This is a genomic window from Ruminococcus flavefaciens ND2009, from assembly GCF_000621785.1.
Lineage (GTDB): Bacteria > Bacillota > Clostridia > Oscillospirales > Ruminococcaceae > Ruminococcus > Ruminococcus flavefaciens_C.
Genome location: NZ_JHXI01000012.1, coordinates 128,807 through 147,307 on the forward strand (window position 1 = coordinate 128,807; position 18,501 = coordinate 147,307).

Consider the following 18,501-nt stretch of genomic DNA (forward strand, 5'->3'; position numbering starts at 1 on the left):
GAAGCACCTTTTCAAAAGGGCTTCCCTCTATATTATGTATAAGACCGCTATATAGGTATAACGATTATGCGTCTCTTTTCTTTATCCTGCTATTTTACGGAGAAAGCCATAGTATCCCCCATGAAAGATACTATGGCTTTCGGTATTTATCAGCCTGCTATGAGCAGCTTTCTGAGTGCTGACATATCAAATACGTCGGGGACTGCGTCCGCAGCGATGTCGGCTGCATAAGCCTGCTCGCCAGTGAGTTCGGAGCTTCCCAGGATATATTTCTGCATGAGCACTGCGTCAGCGACATTGACCTCGCCGTCAAGGTTTATGTCGCCCTTTCTGCCCTTTGTGGAAGCGGTCTCTGTCTCAAGGGGACGGATAATGATATAGCAGAGGTTTATAGCCTTGTCATCGGAGCGGAGGTTCACCGTCAGCTCGCCGTCGGTGACCTTTGCTTCTCCGCTTACGGCAGTCTTGTCGGTGGGAGCATTCTTCACGATGACCGACTCGGAGCTCTTGCCGTAGTTTGCATAGACTGTAGGAGACTTTGAACAGCCCCAGGGGTCACAGAAGCACATTTCCACAGAATAGGTGCCGTTGGGGAGCTCAAAGCTGTAGTCCAGGTGGCGGGCTATATTGTTCTCGTACTGGTTCTTGGTGTAGCGGAAGCTGTTGGACTTGTCTGCGCCGTCAGCAGTGTTCGCCTCGTCGCACCATGTGTTGGCAGTGTAGAGACCGCCGCTTTTTGTTGAGCCGTTGTACTGGTCTGTGGAGTCGTCGATGAGTCCCCATTTCTTGCCGCTTACCTCGTCCTCGCCGCAGAGCTGCTCGGTGACGCTGTTGTACATACCAAGTCTGTCCCTGCCTGTGAGGGTACTTGAGTTATGGTCTCCGCAGTCCACGAAATAGGCGATGTCATTGGTGTATTCGTATACGGGGGTAACTGCTTCCATGTAGATGAAGTCGCAGACCTTTGCGGAGCCTGCTCCCTCCTTGTCGGGAGAGAAGGTAACGTCAAGGACGCTTCTCTCGGTGCCGTCGTCGCTTGTGGTGTATGTGCAGCGGTCGCGGACGTCCTGAGGGACGGTCAGCAGCAGGTCGTAAACGTCCTTATTGCCGCTGTATGAGAGAGTTCCTGCCCAGAGGACAGCGTCGCCAACGCGGACTCTCAGTGACTTGCCGTTGTCAGCCTTGCGGAGCTTTATGTGGAGACGGAGCAGGGGAGCGTTTTCGTCCACTGCCATTCTGTAGGTGAACCAGCCGTCCTTTTCCACATAGCGGTAGGTGCTGTCATTGGTGACGCCGACAGTGCCTGTCTCAACCATTGCGTGGAGCTGGTCGCTCTCGTACTGACCGTAGCCGGGCTGAACTGTATCGGTGATGGTGGTCTTTGCGCGGGGCAGCTTTTCCTCCACCACTGTGCCGTTGGGTACGAACTTCCAGTATATTCCGTAGCGCTGCTGATACTGCTTGTAATGGGGAGTGAACACCAGCTTTGTGTTGGTATCGTTGAGGGTAAAGGTGAGACCGTCGCCGCTGCGGACCAGATGGTCGTTTATCTCAGCCATGAAGGAATTCACGGACTGTCCCTGCTTTGATATCCTTATGGTCTCGCTTGCAACCTTTTTCTCCTTGGGGATAGTTACCCACATACCCGTGCTGTCGGTCTTCATGTCCTCCTTGCCCAGCTCTGCGCTGAGTACCAGAGGACCGTATTTGAAGCCGTATACATCGGGAGCATCGGGAAGGGGATAAGCCCTTACCTTTGAGGGGATAGTAAGCTCGATAACGTCGCCGTCGGAGAAGTCTCCCGCAACATCGGCGTAGCCGTTTACGGTCTTGTAGCTGTATCTGCTGCCGTTGACCGTAACGCCCATGGTGCCGTCGATCCAGTCGGGGATACGGAACCTGAGGTCCAGGGGAGCGCTGCCGCTTACGGTGAACTTCACGGAAGCTCCCTCGGGGATATTGCTCTCCTGGGTTATGGTGACATTCTTGTCAGCCCATTCCAGTATTGAGCTCTGGTAGAAGTTGACGTAGAGTGTGTTATCCTCGTGCATATAAATGGTGTCGCCCAGCTTTGTGAAGTTCTCCATGCCGCTTCCCGTACAGCACCAGAACTTGTCCCAGCGTGTGCTGTAGACCTTGAAAAAGCCCGTAGCCATAGGCTGGAAGTAGGTGGTCATACCTGTCTCGGGGTTCTGTGAGGAGAGTATGGAGTTATAATAGGTGTTCTCATAGAAGTCCATATACTTGCTGTCGTGGGTTATCTTAAACAGTTCACGGGACAGCTTGAGCATATTGTAGGAGTTGCAGGTCTCACAGTTGCAGTTGGTGCGTTCGGCGTCAAGGATATCGTCCTTGCCGAAGTGCTCCCACTCGCTGTTGCCGCCTGTGATGTAGGTGTGATGAGTGGTGACCATGTCCCAGAAATCCTCTGCGTATCTGAGATAGGCTGAGGCGTCCACCTGCTGACCGTTGACGGTCCTGCCGTCAAGGACGATATAACGCTTGAGAGCGCCGATGAACTTGGGGATAGTGGTGTTGGCGTGACGGTTGTTGAGCACATCACGTCCGCCCTGAGCTACCTTCTGGAAGAGGGCATCTTCATCGAACACATGAGCAGCAGCCGCATGGCTGTCCTTGCCAGTTATGGCGTAGAGTTCATACATACAGTCGTTCATTCCGCCGTACTCGATAGAAAGGACCGTATTCCTTGTCTGTGAGCTCCACTTGCTTACTCTGTTGTAGACCCAGTCACCCAGTGATGAGCCGATCTCCTTTGCGGGAGCATAGCCAGTGGCGTTGTAGACGTCAACGATGCCTGCAATGAGCTTGTGCATGGTGTACCACGGTACCCAGGCGTCGTCGAAGATGTTGGCTTTTCCCACCTCGACGCGGTCAAACTGCCTTTCCACATTACCGTCGGAGGGTACGGGAGCCGCCCACAGGAAGCCTGTCTTGCCGCGAGGGTGCTGCTGGCAGGTCTTCATGCCGTCGATGAGGGTGGTGATACGCTTGTAGATGGCGTCCTTCTGCTGTGAGGTGATGTTGGGATTCTGATAAGCCTGAGCCAGAGCGGTGAGGTAGTGCCCCACGCAGTGGCCTGCGATGTTGGTGTTTTCCCAGCCGCCATAGCGTGTGGCGCCGTTGGTGCTGAGTCCCGCGTTCTCGCGGAAGCCTGCAAGGAGCTTCTCCGTGTCGAAGGACATGAGATAGTCCATTTCCTTGTCGAAGGCGTTGGTGCAGTAGTCATCGGTCATTCTGACGTCGGATATAGAGAAGTCCTCTATATCCACCTGAGCAGCATTGGCACCAAGGCTGCTGACGGGAAGGCTGCTGCCCGCAGTACATACCACTGCTGCGGCAGAGCAGACCGAAACCAGTCTGCGGATCAAGTTGTTTTTCATTTTAATTCCCCCTGAATAAAGTTTTGGTAAAATACCACTTTATTTTTTTGTATAATATCATTATACTGTCATTTTAGCACAAAAGTCAACCCATATACCGCCGATAAAGTGGACAAAATGACTGAGTTTCCGACATCTTTTTACTATAAATAAGGAGAGTAAAAAACGCCCCGAAGATATTTCTCCGGGGCGTTATCAGGTGGATATAAATTATGAAACCTTTAAATATTAAGGAGATCTCAGCCTAAGGAACCTGTCTTGCCGAGAAGGAACTCCTGAATGCACAGGGCGTCGTTTGCAGTGAGTCCGCCGGTGGACTTGTCAACGTCGGCGTTTATCTTGCCCTGCTTGGTGATATGGCTCTTTGAATAGCCGTCGACCTCATATTTGTCGGGGTTTGCAAGTGCCTGCATCACAAGGATAGCGTCGGAGAGATCAACGTCGGTGTCGCAGTTGGCGTCGCCTGTTTTCTCCGATTTAGGTGCAGCTGCGGGAAGCGCAACGGCTGTAGTTGTTGTGGGAACGGTGCTGTAGGGAGCGGGAGCTGTTGTTGTGCCTGCGGGAGTGCTCTCTTTTTCTGTGTACTGTCCGCGGGCGTTCATTGCCATTTCTTCAAGATCTATCTTATCTATATCACATTTTCTTGATACATACTCAAGCACCAGCAGAGTATCCATTGCGTCACCGCTGACGCCGCTTCCGTCCAGATCAAAGTTGGCGATGTAGTTGTCCATTATCTCATCTGAAACGGTGTGGAGGTCCTCATTGGTATGAGTCTGAGAGTAGAGAGTGTTCTCTGCGAATATATAATCGTTGGCATCAATTACCCCATTCATGTCAACATCGGGAACAGCTCTCAGACCTGCTTCCACGCTTGTGTAGTAGTTCAATAACCTGACTGTAAGCTCCTTGCTGTCGGGATAAGTGAAAGCGTACACGTAATTGTAGCAGAGGCTGAACAGGTCATCGGGGTCTGTCAGGGGGTATCTTGTACCCTCAAGGCAGTTAGTGCCCTGCCAGGGATAATTTGAGACCTCACCGTTTACCCAGGCGTCTCTGAATGCCTCGTATTCCTTTTCACGCTTTGTCTTAATGCCGGTCTTCTCGCAGATATATACCTGAGCGATACTGCAATCTGCGGCGTCACCGCTGATACCGTTGCCGTTGATGTCAAAGTCGGAGAGGTAATGCTCCAGATCCTCCTGAGTGAATTTGGGATCGGGCTCATACCTGTTGTTGTATAATTCGTCGCAGGCATAGTAGTCTACAGCGTTTATCCTTCCGTCACCGTTCATATCGGGCTCGGGGAGGAGACCTTCATCGACCTTCTTCTTATAGATCTCATAATCCCTGTCTATGTGCGTCATATCAACATCGGCTCTTACATCGGAGCTGGGAAGTCCCATTTTCCACTCAATGTCCTGAATGGTGCTCTGGAAGGAGCTGAGGAGATCCTGTTCCTTTTTCAGGAAATATCCGTCGGGATAAGTGTAGCCTGAGCGCCACAGGTATTCATAGTAGTTCCCATCGGAATACTCGGGCAGGAACTCGTTGTTCTCAAAATAATACTTTATAAGGTAGTCCGAGAATATGGGCACCACCAGGAAATCGTCGCCGAGAGTTCTGTAAAGGTCAATGCACTTCTCCTCGGAATCGCAGGGAAGATGATCCTCTGTCAGCTCATCATATACTTTCAGTCTGTTCTCAAAGGTGAGGTTTTCGCTGTCCATATCTTCGTATGTGACAGGGGGCTCGTTAAAGAGCTTGCTGAAGTACCAGATGTCCATAACGTCGCACATATCAAAGGTACCGCTGCCGTCAACGTCAACATCGGGCTTCTTTTCGTCCATTACGGCTGTGAATACATCATAGAGTCCGCTGAAATCCTCCGTGCGCTCCCTGAACAGGTCAGCGAAGTCCTGACGGTACTGCTTGTCGGCAGCAATTGCGTCCTCATCGCTGAGATACTGCTCATCAACGTACCTGTTCCTGTCGGCTGCATAGTGATCGGGTGAGAGAATGTCTCTGTCCACATTATAGTAGCAGGTGAAGTACTGAATGAGACTGCCCGAATTGAATTTTTCGTCATCGGGATCGGGAACGATATGGTCAGATATGAGAGTCGTGTCTCCCTGCTCTATGCGGTAGAGGAGGTAAATATCATGCTCATCGAATTTTCCGTTCCTGTCTATGTCGATGAGGCTCTCGTCGTTGTGCCATTTCAAAAAGTCAAAATCGTTAATATCGTACTGCACGCTCAAGAGTTCAAAGGGAACCTTTTTCATGCCTGTGTCGTTTACTGCGGCAACAGGCTTGGGCATCGCTGTAGCTCCTACGAGCATTGCAGCAAATCCTGCTGTTAGCTTATTCATATAATAAACCCTCCTGTGTGTATATGTAATTATTTCAGTTGTTGTGGTGACTGTTACAGCGTCAGAAGCGGAGACTGTTGTCTGTGTAAGTCCCGGCGCTGTGGTCTTTGCCGCAGTCTGTACTGTTGCGGGAGTGCCTGCTGCGGCGGTAGTGTGTGTATCCTGTGATGCGACAGCTGCTGCTGTTACTGCGGCAGCTGATGTGGTCACTGCTGTATCGTTATGAGGCTTGGCAGCTGTGACAGCGGAAGTGCCGTCCGCTGTTGTTACAGCAGCAGTTGTGGTATTGACTGCTGCAACGGTTGTGGTTTCGGCTGATGTAACAGCCGTATCTCTGCCGAACTCAACTGAGGAGGAATTTTTTGCAGTATTGCTGTGCCATATCCCGAATCCGATGACCGCAGCAGCACACAGTGCCGCAGTGCCTGATGTGATCCTTCGGATACGGAGTCTGCGGATACGTCTTTCTTCTAAGATCTTATCGCCCCGTGACTTGACTATCTCAGCCATGGTCTTATAATCCATTGAACACTGCTCCTTCCTTCTCAATTTCTTTTTTCAGAGCATTTTTTGCCCTGTACAGCAGATCTCTTATCTGCTTGCTGCTTTTTTTCATGATCTCAGCCGCTTCGTCATTTTTGAAGTCCTCAAAGAATACAAGGTAGAGGACCTGACTGTACTCGGGTCTGAGCTTTGAGATGAGCCTGCGCAGGTCGGAACGCCGCTCATCATCAATGACCTTTTGTTCTATATTTTCCTCGTCGGAGATGTCGTATGCAGTGTCAAGTGAGACGGAACTGAATCTGGACAGCTTTCGTTTTATGTCAAATGCCTTGTTCCTTCCGATAGTGTAGAGCCATGTTTTGAAGCTGCATTTGCCTTTGAAGGCGGGCTTGTCAACATACAGCTTTACAAAGGTATCTATGGCAGCTTCTTCAGCCATGCCCATATCTCCTGTTATACTGTACAGAAAATAGACAAGACCGTCCTTGTAATCACGGATTATTTCATCTATTGCATCTTTATCTCCTGAGAGGAAACGGCTGTAGCTACTGATACCGTTTTCCATTTTTCCTCCTTTCGGCAGGAAATATTTCCATTTGTTATTTATACGAAGGAAAGGCTGCAAATGTCGCAGCTTTTTCCAAAAAATTTTTTTCGCTCATTTTATACCTTTATTATACTCTCCATGACAGCCTCCCGTCAAGGACGAAAGTCGGACTTTTTTACGGCACAGAGCCATATCCCTTGATTTGACGCCTGCAATATGATACAATATTTACAGAGGTGACATAAAAAGGCGTGTCGCTGCGGCACGCCTTTCCTTATATTATATATTCATCAACGCCGCAAAAAAATTTTTTCGGAAAAGTGAAATCTACGGTCCGCTGTAACGTCTTTATATACAGAGGACCTCACGAAAGGAGGCTGTACCTTTGGATGACGCGTCGATCATAAAACTGCTTTGGGGAAGAGACGAGCAGGCAGTGGAGGAGCTGAAAAACAGCTATGAAAATCTGTGCTTCTATATCGCAGGAAATATCCTCTCACAGAAAGAGGATCAGGAGGAATGCGTGAACTCTGCCTATATGGACGTCTGGAGCTCTATCCCGCCCAACAGACCTGACAATCTTAAAAATTATCTATGCAAGCTTGTAAAAAACTGTGCGCTTGACCGCCAGAGATATAATACCGCTGCAAAACGAAACAAGGAATTTTCGGTATCACTTGATGAGCTGTCGGAATGTGTGTCCGACGGAAAAAGTCTTGAGGACAGACTCTCCGACGAACAGCTGGGAAAGATCATCAGCAGCTTCCTGAGGGCTCAGCCCGAAAAATACCGCAAGGTGTTCGTCAGGCGCTACTGGTATTCCGAAAGCATTGAGGACATAGCGGCATATTTTGATATGAATGCAAATACGGTCGCTACATATCTTTTCAGGATAAGAAAAAAATTAAAGGCATATCTGCAGAAGGAGGGGTATATAGATGAGTGATCTGAAGCTTTACAGGGGAATAAACAATATAGATGATGACCTCATCGAGGAGGCTGACCGCAGAAGCAGACCTGTGGTGCACCGTTTTTATGCCTTTGCCGCTTCTGCCGCTGCGCTGCTCATCACTGTAGGCGCATCGGGATACTTCAGCGGTGCAGATATAGGGAAGAAAACCGTTTTTCCTGACAGCGGCATCGTCATCGAAGCCACTACGGCTTCCGGGGGAGACGTGACCACCGTAACTACATCAGCGGTCAGCGGCGGCAGCACAGTTACCGCGGCAGTTTCTACAGCCGCGCAGACAGCGGTCAATACCCGGACCACCGCCTTACAGCCGGTAAACAACACTATCACCACCGCCCTTGTCACAGGCAGGGCTGACATTACGGAAAAAGTTCCCGCAGCTGCTACAGCGGCAGCAGGCGGCAGGGACATTGAGACAGGAGAGCCCACGGTCACCGGAGCTCCTGCAAAAGAAGATGAATATATAATTGAAGGGAGTACTATTATGAAAAAATACGCAGCACTTTTTGCTTCGCTGCTCACGCTATCAAATGCGGCAGCAGTAAACGCTCAGGCAGGGGCTCAGACCTTTGTGCCTGTAAATGAAAATCTCAGTGTAGCCATGAACGCAAAGACGTTCATAGAGAGATATGACGTTGACATTGACTTTAACTGTGACGGAAAGTTCGATATATTCGATGTATACGCATACTACCGCGCTGAAATACGTGAAGCCGATGAGAGAAACGCGACGATCCCACGCTGCACTGTTCCCGATTATATCTGGGAAAAGTATAAGGCGATACCGGCTGATACAACGCTGGACTACACCTATATCGACAGCGAAACAGGCGAGGAAAAAAGCTTTACCGAAAAACATCGCCTCGGTCACGATGAACTGTTAGATTACTATTTTGAGTATGTTGCACCGCCGCAGCCGGAATTTATGGATACTAATTTCTATATCGACAACTGCCCCGATGATTACGGTGATCCTATGTCCTATGACATTATAAGACATGACGGCGATCTGCTCAGTATGTGGGATTTCCAGAGGACAGAGTTCTCAATAACCGACGACGGCGAGAATTACAGGCTCGTTGATAGATCCGTCGCGGAAAATATCCCCTCAGAGAATCGCGATAACATAGAGTACGGTCTTGGTCATCTTCGGGGCGTGAGAAAGTCGCTGATGCATGAATTCATCAAAGACGTGAGACGCCATGCTCACTATACGGGTAAAGACCGCGCATTCGTAAAGCAGTTCATCGAGGACGGTCGTGTTGATCCCGACGTAAATGCCGACGGCACATTTGATATGGACGATGTGGGACTTACCGCATTCTATGCAAATCTCCGCAGCAACAGCGAGAATTACACCTATTTTTACAGCCTGCTCTATCAGACAAGCGTGGATTATTACAGCGAATATATGGCTGAGTCAAATCCCAATGTATCTGTGGAGGAATGGGGCAGGGCATTCACATTATGCGATACTCTGGCAAATTACTGTGATATTGACAACGAAGACATCGTGCAGTATCTTGCCGAGTACTATCTGACCTATAATGAAGCGGATAGCAAATACTTCGACCCGATGTACTATGTTGACAAGGGCTATACCTACTACCGCGTTATGCACGGCTTCCAGGGCAGGTTCTTCCAGACCCTGGGCTATTACGAGAACTTCGCTATCAAGTACGGTCCCTCAGCTGCAAATAACACTATCGCAGCACCCGAGGGCTACTGGTTCACACAGGACGAGATAGACGCAGCCTTCCCACAGTATTACAAGGACGTGAAGACAGGCGTTCTCCCCGAGCCCGACATCGACCTCAGCGGCAAGATAGATGCTGCGGACTATAATCTGCTTTTCAATCTGGGATATGAGGCATTCACTCCCTATGACACAAGCTACATCGGCTCTATGATAAGACGTCATCCCGAGCTGAACATCGTCCTCGACGTTCCCGAGGAGGTACGTGAAAACTTCAACAACAACTACGACTTCAACCACAACGGCATAAGCTGCGACACACTTGAGTCTGACTGTATGATGATGTATATCCTCAGCGAGCTTGAGGCACAGTATGAGGAAGAGAAGGATATGTTCAAGGCTATGGACGACTACTATGCTGCTCACCGCGGCGCTCAGTACTTTGAGGTCTTCGACAACAACATGGAGAAGTTCTACAGCGATAAGGGCCTGGTTTATACAGGCTACATGGACAGATATGATACTGCTCCTGTTACAAGCTATGTTTCGACCATCAAGAGCTATAAGAGCTTCCCTCAGAATATCGGCAAGCTCACAGAAGATAACCATGTTACAGGCGACTCTAACTGCGACGGCAAGGTCGATCTCTCAGACGCTATCCTTATCATGCAGGCTATCTCAAACCCCGATAAGTACGGCACAGAGGGCAGCGACGATAAGCACCTCACAAGGCAGGGAAGCCTCAACGGCGACGTTGACAAGGACACAGAGGGTATCACCTCCAACGACGCACTGATGATACAGGAGTATCTCATAGGCAAGGTCAGCACCCTTGGATGACAAAAGAAAGTTATTATAGAATAGAAAACACCCCGAAGCTGCGGACATTGCTTCGGGGAGCTTTTTTATTGTTCAGTTCTTGCTGCCTGAGGATATGCGCAGCTGCAATGCGGAAAACAGAATGGCGCAAATGGTCCCTATCATGGCTCCTGCGGAGACATCGCTGAGATAATGGGCCCCCAGTATCATTCGGGTGAACATTATTATCAGACTGAAAATCAGTCCGCCAAGGAAAAGATGAAGCTGTTTGTCTTTCAGCTTCGGAAATACCCATGCCAGAGAGGGCAATATGCACATGGTGAGATTGCTGAACAGACTGTGACCGCTGGGGAATGAGCGGAATTCAGAGGAAGGCAGTCCGTACTTCGCCATGTATGTATCAGCGCCTGCAAAGGGCTTATACCAAGGCTCAAAGCCGACTCCCTCATATCCCAGTACCACCGTGCGGTAACGGGGACGGTCAAAAAAGTTTTTCAACAGCTCCAGAGACAGATATGCTGCCAGCAGTACCGCGAAAAGACAGATGACACGCTTGACCAGCAGCTTGTCATCTGTTTTTCCTGCCGCCATATAGCCTGCAAAAAACAGCGGATATTCAAGTATCAGGCTGGATATGACAACGGCGGGGGTATCACCCCTGACGCTTATATATCCCGTAAGCAGGGCTAACAGGATGAACAGTGTGCACAGGGCGGCTCCGGCAGCCCTGCTTTTGCCCGAATGTACCACCCGTTCCGCAAGGACTCCCCAGAAAAATATCTGCGCCGCATAAAATGGGTAGGTTCCGATAATGGCTGCAAGCCTTGCAGGGGGATTGTCGGGGGAGAAAACAGCTTCCGCAGCGGCTTTGTCGCAAAAAGTTCCTGTTATGAACAGCGCAGCCAGGAAAGGCAGTATCAGCAGCCCGATCTTTATCTGCGCCGAGTAGTTCTTTTTCATTGTCAGACACCTCAATGTAATAGTTCGTTTTACTATATTATAACATAGGGTGAATATAATAGCAAGCCGCAGGATAAAAACAGACTTTTCGGAGCCAAAGTGCTGTAATAATATAAAAAACGGAGCTTCCGCGGTATTTCTGAGAGCCGTTTTGTTTTATGTTCTTTCAAGCCGCTGTTTGAACGCTTCTTTGTTCGTTCTTGAGACACGGAGCTCCTCCTTGTCGGACATTACTGCCAGGAGAGAGCGGTCGAAGTCCACCTTATAGCCCACGGTCTTGTCCATATTCACAAGTACGGACCGCGATATGCGGAAGAAGTTCTTGCTGATAAGCAGCTCCTCAAGCTCGAAAAGCCGCTGCTTTATCTCGTATTTGCCGTTTTTCATGGCGGCAAAGACCTTTTTCTCGCAGGACTCGAAATACAGAACGTTCTCCACAGGCACCCTCGTCATTGAGCTGTTGTGCATTACCAGTATCTTTGCGGCAGGCTTACTATCGTTTCTCTCCGCAGCCACAGCCTCTGTACGGGGCAGGGCAGGTGACGGGCGGTCTGCGGTACGGAACTGCTGACGTACACCGAGGAGCTCTGCACCTATGGCTATCCTGTTTGCGAACTGCTTGGCGTGGAGGGTGTACACCTCCGGCTCTGCATAGCCTATGGTCATGAAGCCGTATACCTGCTTGTCAAAGACCAGGGGCAGGATATGTATATTCTGCACCGCCCCGAATGAGAACATATCGGGATAGAGCTCTCTTGCGCGGAAAATTGCGGTCTCGCCGTTGAGGAGATAGTCCTTGAGAAAGATACATTTTGCAAAGAGGTCTCCTTGCTCCATAAGGTTCACGCTGAGACTTATGTGGTCACGGATGAGATACTTGTGATTTTTGATGAACAGGGAAAGCTCCTCCTGAGAGGTTATTTTGTAGAGCTTTTCCTCGAAAAGGCTGTTGCGGAATTCCATTTCATAGCGCTCTCTGCGGTTGAGGGCGTCCAGCTTTGCGCGGACGTTCAGCATTCCCTTTCTGCCGCAGCCGCAGCTGTCTCCCGTTATGACGCAGTGCCTTTTCTGTCTGAGGGGCTCGGGAGAGCTGCCCGTTATCAGTGAGTGGAGCAGGGAAACGGCGCGCTGACCGCAGAAGTGAGTGCCCGCGGAGAAGGTGGTTATGGAAACTGCGCTGTTTGAGGCATAGGCGGAATCATCAAAGCCTGTCACCAGTATATCCTCGGGGACGCGGAGCCCCGCAAAGCAGAGCTGCTTTATGAGGGCATAGGCTATCTCGTCATTGAGACATACAATGGCATCGGGCTTTTCAAGGGTGCCGCAGGCTATGTCCTTTGCCACAGCCTCGGCTCCCGAGATCCAGTATCCGCCGTAGAGCAGGTTGTCCTCGTCACAGGGGAGACCGCGGCTCCTCAGCACGTTCACAAAGCCGTTTATGCGCTCGTCTGTGATACCCTTTTCACCGCCGAGACAGTAAAGACTGCGGCAGCCGTGAACGTCTGTCAGGTGTTCCACCACCTTCTCGAAGTTCTTCTGATTATCCATGCCTATGACATTGGGAAGCACATTTGAGCTTCCGATGACCACCACGGGACAGCTGCACTTTTCGCTGAGGGACTTCTCGATAGGCGGGATAAGGCTCTTATGTGTGGAGAAGGTGTGCTCCACGAAGATGATACCGTCATAGCGGTCATAGTCGATGAGACTGTATACCCACTCCTCGTTGTTGGTGTAAAGCTCGCTGGTCTGTGGCATGGAAAAGGTAAATGTGCGGTAGCCGTAAGCATTTGCCTGCGCCTGAATACCTGTGAGAAATTTATCGTTGTAGTCCTCCCTTATATCCGAGAATATTACTGCGATAGATCTGTGTGATGACATAGTAAAAAACCTCCTGCGCCTTATGATCTTCAGATAGTATAATGAATTTTGTTTTGGATAAACGGTATATTTTTGAGGACGAAGGGTACATTTTTACCATTCGTCGCAGAGTGTGCATTTCGTCGCAATTTTGAGCATTTCGTCGCCGTATTCTGCATTTTATCCCGAAAATGAGCGTTCTGTCGCAAATTATTGAAAGTCCCCGTCCGATATGATAAACTTGGGCTACAGAGCTGAAACAGAGAGTTTCAGTGAAAAACGAACCAAATCAAAAAAATGAACGGAGGAAAAAATCATGAAAAAACTTACAAAGGTCATCGCAGCCGTATCTGCTGCCGCAATGCTGGCTGTCCCTGCAAAAATGTCCGCATTCGCTTATCCTGTAGGTCCGAGCGGCTTCTCGAATCCGCTTGTAAACTACGATACATCGGCGGGAAGAGGTCAGCGATGGGAGTATTACAGCATACAGACAGATATGCCTGTGCTGACGGATAAGGTACTTAGCGGAAAAGGCAATTTTACCTACTTTGCAACTGTTGATAGGGAAGGAAAAGAATACGGCAATTGCGATATGTTTGCCCTTCTTCCTCTTGATGTTGCGACAAGTGAAAATATCAACAATGCCCGCTCCTATATGGATAATATCACAATAAAGAGCAAAACAGGAGATTACTATGCGGCAGTGCTGGAGTATTCAAATGTTTCAAAGGTGAACACCCATCGCAAGCGTCCCAGCATTACCCCAAACCTTGATGCCTGTGATTACGGTATAAGAATGCTTACAGGACCTTATTTACAGGATATTCTGAATCATTTCTATATTGACAGCCCCAATGACATCAACTATGGCTATATAAAGAGCCATAACGGCTATACCGGCAATATCTATCTTGATGACCACTATATCGCAGGCATGAGACTTTCTTCATCTGATATCTATACTACCTTCGATGAGCCTGTCCTCGAAGAAAAGCCCGACGGTTACGGCTTCCGTACAAAGATAACATTCCATATCAGCAATCCTGTTCCGACTCCGACTGTCTATCTGGGAATGTCAGGCTCAAACTCGGGCTCGCGTACATTTGAGTTCCTGAAGGACTTAAAGCTCACTTGCAACGGAGATCAGAGCTCGGGTGTAAGTTCTTACATCAAGGTGGGCGGAATATCCAAAAAGACAATAACTGTTCCATACAGCGACTATCGCGCTTACAATAATAATTATGACGGGCTTATCAGCTGTCCCGGATTTATCACAAATCTGAAAAATTATGACCGTCAGCTTTTCCTTGACAGCAGATTCAATGCCTATAAGCGTTCGGGCAACACTATCTATATCTACACAGGAAAGAATGCAGGCATCGGCGACCCCGGCTGGTTAAACGGCTCGGGCAGCACAAAGTTTGAAGCATTCTTCCGCAACGGCGGCAGAGACATCATGGGACATTGCTCCAGCCTGAGAACTTATCTCCAGAATGCCACAACAGTAGTATTCTATTCGGGTGCTACACCCTCATCTGTGGGCACACGTTACTATTCCATGAGTGCGAGCACACTTCTTGACAGGCTCGACCGCGGCTGATCTTACAGGACAGCATATACAATATTTAAAGGCAGTCTGTAGCGATACAGACTGCTTTTTCATATTTATGATAACACGTTTTTTTGCTTGCTGTCAATGCAACTTACCCCTCTGAAAATGCAGCTTACCGCCTTATTTTGCAACTTACAATGTAATAAAGCGGAAGATGTGTGCATATAATCCAGTGACAATACCATCGCAGGAGCGGAAGGAGTTACTGTTATGAAAAGAGTTCACAGAAAGATCGTCAGCGGAGCATTACTGTGCGGCTGTGCGCTGTTTACACTGTACGGAGCGTCCCGTGTGGCAGAAAAAAGCGAAAAGGGAGCCCTGCCCGTTTCACTTTCGGGAGAGGGTGATGAGCTGCCCGTCATCGTCCTCGATGCAGGTCACGGCGGATCAACTTAAACTTAGTTCATATAAATGACATCGCTCCCCGGGTAGGGGAGCGATATTGTGCTTATATTTATCAGTCTGCGAGTATTTTCCTGCGGAACTCTATAACATCAAAAACATCAGCGTTTCCGTCACCGTTAAGGTCAGCGGACTTGAACTGCTTTTCATTGAATGTATAAGTACCGAGGATATATCTGTTCATGAGAACGAGATCACCTACATTGAACTGTCCATCACCGTTGAGATCACCGTTTTTATACATCTCAGCATCGTCTATGACCTCGAACTTCAAGCCGTACATCTGAGCATAAGCCTCAGCTGTAGAGCCCTTGTAGCCATGGATAACAGTATCTTTCAGTATTCTGCCATTATACTCTTCAAGCTCTTTTGCATACGTTCTTGCATCCGAATACTGTTTGTGATAGCTTACCTCCTGAAGTCCTACAAGACCACTGCTCCATTCATAATGCTTTGCACGAATAGTCTGATCGCCTGCGCATATCTCACATTCAGGATCATAGATATAGATATCTTTAAGGTAGACTGCGTTCTTAAAAGCATCATAGTCAAGTACATGAGAGTAAACGTCAGCTCTTAAAAGATTTGTGCTGTAATCAGCGATCATTTCCCAGCTCATTTTTGTTACACTGTTCGGAATTGTCACATTACCTGATGCACTGAAGCTTGCAACGCCGACAGTACCTTCCTTTATTTGGATATCTCCGGAAAAATAATTAGTCGAACTGTGTTCCGTACCAACGAACCAGTCGTCCAGATATCCCAGACCGTTCTCGTATTTAACTACGGAAGTACCGTTGAAAGCTTCATAGCCCACATATTTAACGCTTTCAGGGATAGTTACATTTTTAAGAGCAGTACATTCGGAGAATGCGTTATCGCTTAAAATATCAAGATTTTCGGAAAGTTTTACTGTTTCCAGTTTTCTTGATGCACTGAAAGCACATCTGCCAATGACCTCAACACTGTCGGGAAGCTCGATACTCTCAACATTATCAAGGCTGAAAAATGCAAAATTGTCGATGGTCTTCACACCGTCGGGAACAACGATCTTCTTGCCTGCATATCTTGACGGAACCCTTATAAGCTTCGTCATATCCTTGCTGTATATAATGCCGTCAACTGATGTAAGATAAGGGTTATCCTTGTCCACATCATAATAAGCGACACCGTCCTCAGCAGAATCTACAGCGATAATGTAGTTCTCGACAGTTGCAGGGATATGTATTATATCGGATTTACTCTGAATTACTCTTAAAGCCTTTACAGGAACATTGTTGACAGTCTCCGGTATGGTGATCTCCTTCGGAACTTCCTTGCCGTATGCAGCTCTGTTTGAAGATATCATTGCTTTAGCAAATTCACTGTTGTATATCCAGTAAACAATGCCGTTTTCCATATCCTCAACTATCTCAGGACCGACAGTTGTCTTAGCAGGTGCGAATGCATCAAATATCCTTCTGTATTTAAGAGCGTATTCCTCAGCTGTTGAGCCTGCCTGACCCACGATAAGGGTATCATATTTTGCAGGGTTGCCTATTTTTATAGGTGCGCTGTATCTTACGGAAATTTCTTCGGTTTTTTCATTTATAGCATCTATGCTGTTTTTAATTCTTTCCTTTTCTTCTTCGCTGAGATTGTCAACATCTTCCTGTGTTGTATGTCCTTCTACAGGAAGGATATTGCCTTCTTCATCTATCTCAAACAGCTTTGTATTTATTACCTTTGTACTGGTGTGAGAACCTGTACTTGAAGAAGTCACTTTTGAGTGCTTTAAGACATATTCTGTCTCTTTTACCGCTTCAGGCTCTGATTCTTTTACCTCTTTCCAGTATGATGGGATAGATGTTGCACTGTCTGCTATCCTGCAATCAGGGTCGATTATATTTACTTCCTTTAAACCAAAGCATACAAGACATCTGTCAGGTATTGCGTCATTACAGAAAGTTATACTCTCAAGCGGAACATTGATACCGAAAACAAGGTATGAGCTAAGATGCTTTACAGTGTTTGGCACAGTCACTACTTTGAGCTTTGTCGTTGAAGTGAAAAGTCCCATTATAGTACCAACTGTACCATAACGGATATCACCGCGCTCAATATCCTTATCTGAGCCTACTGCCCAGTTATCAACATAATATATGCCGTCCTCGGTCTTGATACAGCCTGCATCATTGAAAGCACCATCATTCATACTCTCAACAGACTCAGGTATATCAATATCGCTCAGTGAAGTACAGCCTGCAAAGGTCTGTGCTTTTATCTCTTTTATACCATTCGGAAGTGCGATATCACTAAGAGCGCTGCAGCCCCAGAATGCAAATGCGCCTATTTCCTTTATATTATCATTAAGAACGACCTTTTTAAGGTTTTTACAGCATACAAACGCGCAATCGCCTATTTTTTCTGCTTCATCTGCTATCTTTACTTCTGTTGCACTGCTTGCAGGCGGAAAAGCAACAACTGTTTTCATATCCTTGCTGTAAAGTATACCGTCAACGACAGTAAACGACTTGTTATCCTCTGTAACAGCTATTTCCTCGATAGTCTGCTCTGCCGCATCATTCCAGTCAATAACGCTTACATTCTTGCCGAGACTCAGCTTTTTGATATTTTTGCAGTCTCTGAATGCACCCCATTCTATACCTACAACAGGAGTATTTTGGATAGTATCGGGAACTGTGAATTCTTCGATGTCATGATTATCGACATAATGAACAGCTGCATATCCGCCTTTAAAGATATTATAGGTAACGCCGTCTTCCGTCTCGCTGTACATAGCACTGTCGAAATTGTATTCCACAGCAGCTTCTGTCTTTGAAACTGTTTCAGCAGCCACATTGAACGGCACAGCTAAAACAGAACTTGTGATGACAGTAAGCGCAGCAAGAATTGAAATAACCCCCTTGATTTTCATGATTATTTACCTCCTATATCAAAAATATATACAGTATATATACTAAAATATATTATATCAGTTGTGTTCTTGTATGTCAATATTTTGCGCTTTGAAATCTGCATAAAGTTTCACAGCAATAAACACGGTTAGGTGTGAGTAACAAACAAACGCCCGGCTTAAGGGCGACACTCGTACAGAAGTTTTACGGGTGATATTGAGGGAAACCCTTTTGAAAAAGGGTTCTCCCTCAAACTCCCTTCCTAAAACTTTTAGCATTAAATTTAGCCCCAGAAGGGCGCTCCTGGTAATATTACCGATTATTACATTTATATGGAACGCCCTTCTGGGGCTAAATTCAGTTATAAAGTCTTTGGAAAAGGGGTTCGGGGAAAGAACCTTTCCTCAGAAAGGTTTGTCCCCGATAATTACCTATAAACTTCTATATAAGCACCGCCCTTA

The 18,501-nt window shown here is 47.8% G+C and carries 11 protein-coding genes; 5 read left to right on the top strand and 6 right to left on the bottom strand.

Features of this window, described 5'->3' with window-relative positions; all coding sequences use genetic code 11:
- Positions 1–149 precede the first annotated feature (149 nt).
- The 3 genes from T488_RS0104320 to T488_RS0104330 all read right to left on the bottom strand — a co-directional run bounded on the left by T488_RS0104320 (position 150) and on the right by T488_RS0104330 (position 6,842).
- Positions 150–3,401: a beta-L-arabinofuranosidase domain-containing protein gene (locus tag T488_RS0104320; protein WP_028519737.1), complete on the bottom strand. Its 3,252-nt coding sequence runs from the start codon at positions 3,399–3,401 to the stop codon at positions 150–152.
- A 239-nt stretch (positions 3,402–3,640) separates the two neighbouring features.
- Entirely contained in the window at positions 3,641–6,298 is a 2,658-nt protein-coding gene (locus tag T488_RS0104325; protein WP_028519738.1) for a hypothetical protein, read from the bottom strand.
- Complete coding sequence (locus T488_RS0104330) at positions 6,288–6,842, bottom strand: RNA polymerase sigma factor (RefSeq protein ID WP_028519739.1); 555 nt, start codon at positions 6,840–6,842, stop codon at positions 6,288–6,290. The genes T488_RS0104325 and T488_RS0104330 overlap by 11 nt, the downstream gene beginning before the upstream one ends.
- Positions 6,843–7,209: 367 nt before the next feature.
- On the opposite strand from T488_RS0104330, the gene T488_RS0104335 reads away from it, so the two are divergent.
- Together T488_RS0104335 and T488_RS19795 are read left to right on the top strand one after the other, a co-directional pair.
- Complete coding sequence (locus tag T488_RS0104335; RefSeq protein ID WP_028519740.1) at positions 7,210–7,770, top strand: RNA polymerase sigma factor; 561 nt, start codon at positions 7,210–7,212, stop codon at positions 7,768–7,770.
- Positions 7,763–10,330 (top strand): dockerin type I repeat-containing protein, encoded by a 2,568-nt coding sequence (locus T488_RS19795; protein ID WP_028519741.1) that lies wholly within the window; start codon positions 7,763–7,765, stop codon positions 10,328–10,330. The genes T488_RS0104335 and T488_RS19795 overlap by 8 nt, the downstream gene beginning before the upstream one ends.
- Positions 10,331–10,402: 72 nt before the next feature.
- Here T488_RS19795 and T488_RS0104345 read toward each other — a convergent pair whose 3' ends face one another.
- Together T488_RS0104345 and T488_RS0104350 are read right to left on the bottom strand one after the other, a co-directional pair.
- On the bottom strand, positions 10,403–11,269 hold the full coding sequence (locus T488_RS0104345) for a phosphatase PAP2 family protein (RefSeq protein WP_028519742.1): 867 nt from the start codon (positions 11,267–11,269) through the stop codon (positions 10,403–10,405).
- Between the two features lie 156 nt (positions 11,270–11,425).
- On the bottom strand, positions 11,426–13,150 hold the full coding sequence (locus T488_RS0104350) for a substrate-binding domain-containing protein (RefSeq protein WP_028519743.1): 1,725 nt from the start codon (positions 13,148–13,150) through the stop codon (positions 11,426–11,428).
- A gap of 295 nt (positions 13,151–13,445) precedes the next feature.
- Between T488_RS0104350 and T488_RS0104355 the strand changes: the two genes are divergently transcribed.
- Positions 13,446–14,729, top strand: coding sequence for a hypothetical protein (locus T488_RS0104355; RefSeq protein WP_028519744.1), 1,284 nt, complete (start codon positions 13,446–13,448; stop codon positions 14,727–14,729).
- A 222-nt stretch (positions 14,730–14,951) separates the two neighbouring features.
- Positions 14,952–15,137 carry a hypothetical protein gene (locus tag T488_RS0104360; RefSeq protein WP_028519745.1) on the top strand — a complete coding sequence of 62 codons (186 nt, stop codon included), beginning with the start codon at positions 14,952–14,954 and terminating at the stop codon, positions 15,135–15,137.
- Between the two features lie 61 nt (positions 15,138–15,198).
- Here T488_RS0104360 and T488_RS0104365 read toward each other — a convergent pair whose 3' ends face one another.
- Positions 15,199–18,060: a leucine-rich repeat protein gene (locus tag T488_RS0104365; RefSeq protein WP_028519746.1), complete on the bottom strand. Its 2,862-nt coding sequence runs from the start codon at positions 18,058–18,060 to the stop codon at positions 15,199–15,201.
- A gap of 211 nt (positions 18,061–18,271) precedes the next feature.
- On the opposite strand from T488_RS0104365, the gene T488_RS19965 reads away from it, so the two are divergent.
- Positions 18,272–18,501 (top strand): hypothetical protein (locus T488_RS19965; RefSeq protein WP_207640293.1); only part of this gene is annotated, 230 nt, incomplete at its 3' end.

What these genes read in the sequence shown, in the direction of transcription:
- T488_RS0104350 (WP_028519743.1), bottom strand. Translation starts at nt 13,150, where the DNA reads ATGTCATCACACAGATCTATCGCAGTAATATTCTCGGATATAAGGGAG.
- T488_RS0104365 (WP_028519746.1), bottom strand. Translation starts at nt 18,060, where the DNA reads ATGAAAATCAAGGGGGTTATTTCAATTCTTGCTGCGCTTACTGTCATC.
- T488_RS0104330 (WP_028519739.1), bottom strand. Translation starts at nt 6,842, where the DNA reads ATGGAAAACGGTATCAGTAGCTACAGCCGTTTCCTCTCAGGAGATAAA.
- T488_RS0104360 (WP_028519745.1), top strand. Translation starts at nt 14,952, where the DNA reads ATGAAAAGAGTTCACAGAAAGATCGTCAGCGGAGCATTACTGTGCGGC.
- T488_RS0104355 (WP_028519744.1), top strand. Translation starts at nt 13,446, where the DNA reads ATGAAAAAACTTACAAAGGTCATCGCAGCCGTATCTGCTGCCGCAATG.
- T488_RS0104320 (WP_028519737.1), bottom strand. Translation starts at nt 3,401, where the DNA reads ATGAAAAACAACTTGATCCGCAGACTGGTTTCGGTCTGCTCTGCCGCA.
- T488_RS19795 (WP_028519741.1), top strand. Translation starts at nt 7,763, where the DNA reads ATGAGTGATCTGAAGCTTTACAGGGGAATAAACAATATAGATGATGAC.
- T488_RS0104325 (WP_028519738.1), bottom strand. Translation starts at nt 6,298, where the DNA reads ATGGATTATAAGACCATGGCTGAGATAGTCAAGTCACGGGGCGATAAG.
- T488_RS0104345 (WP_028519742.1), bottom strand. Translation starts at nt 11,269, where the DNA reads ATGAAAAAGAACTACTCGGCGCAGATAAAGATCGGGCTGCTGATACTG.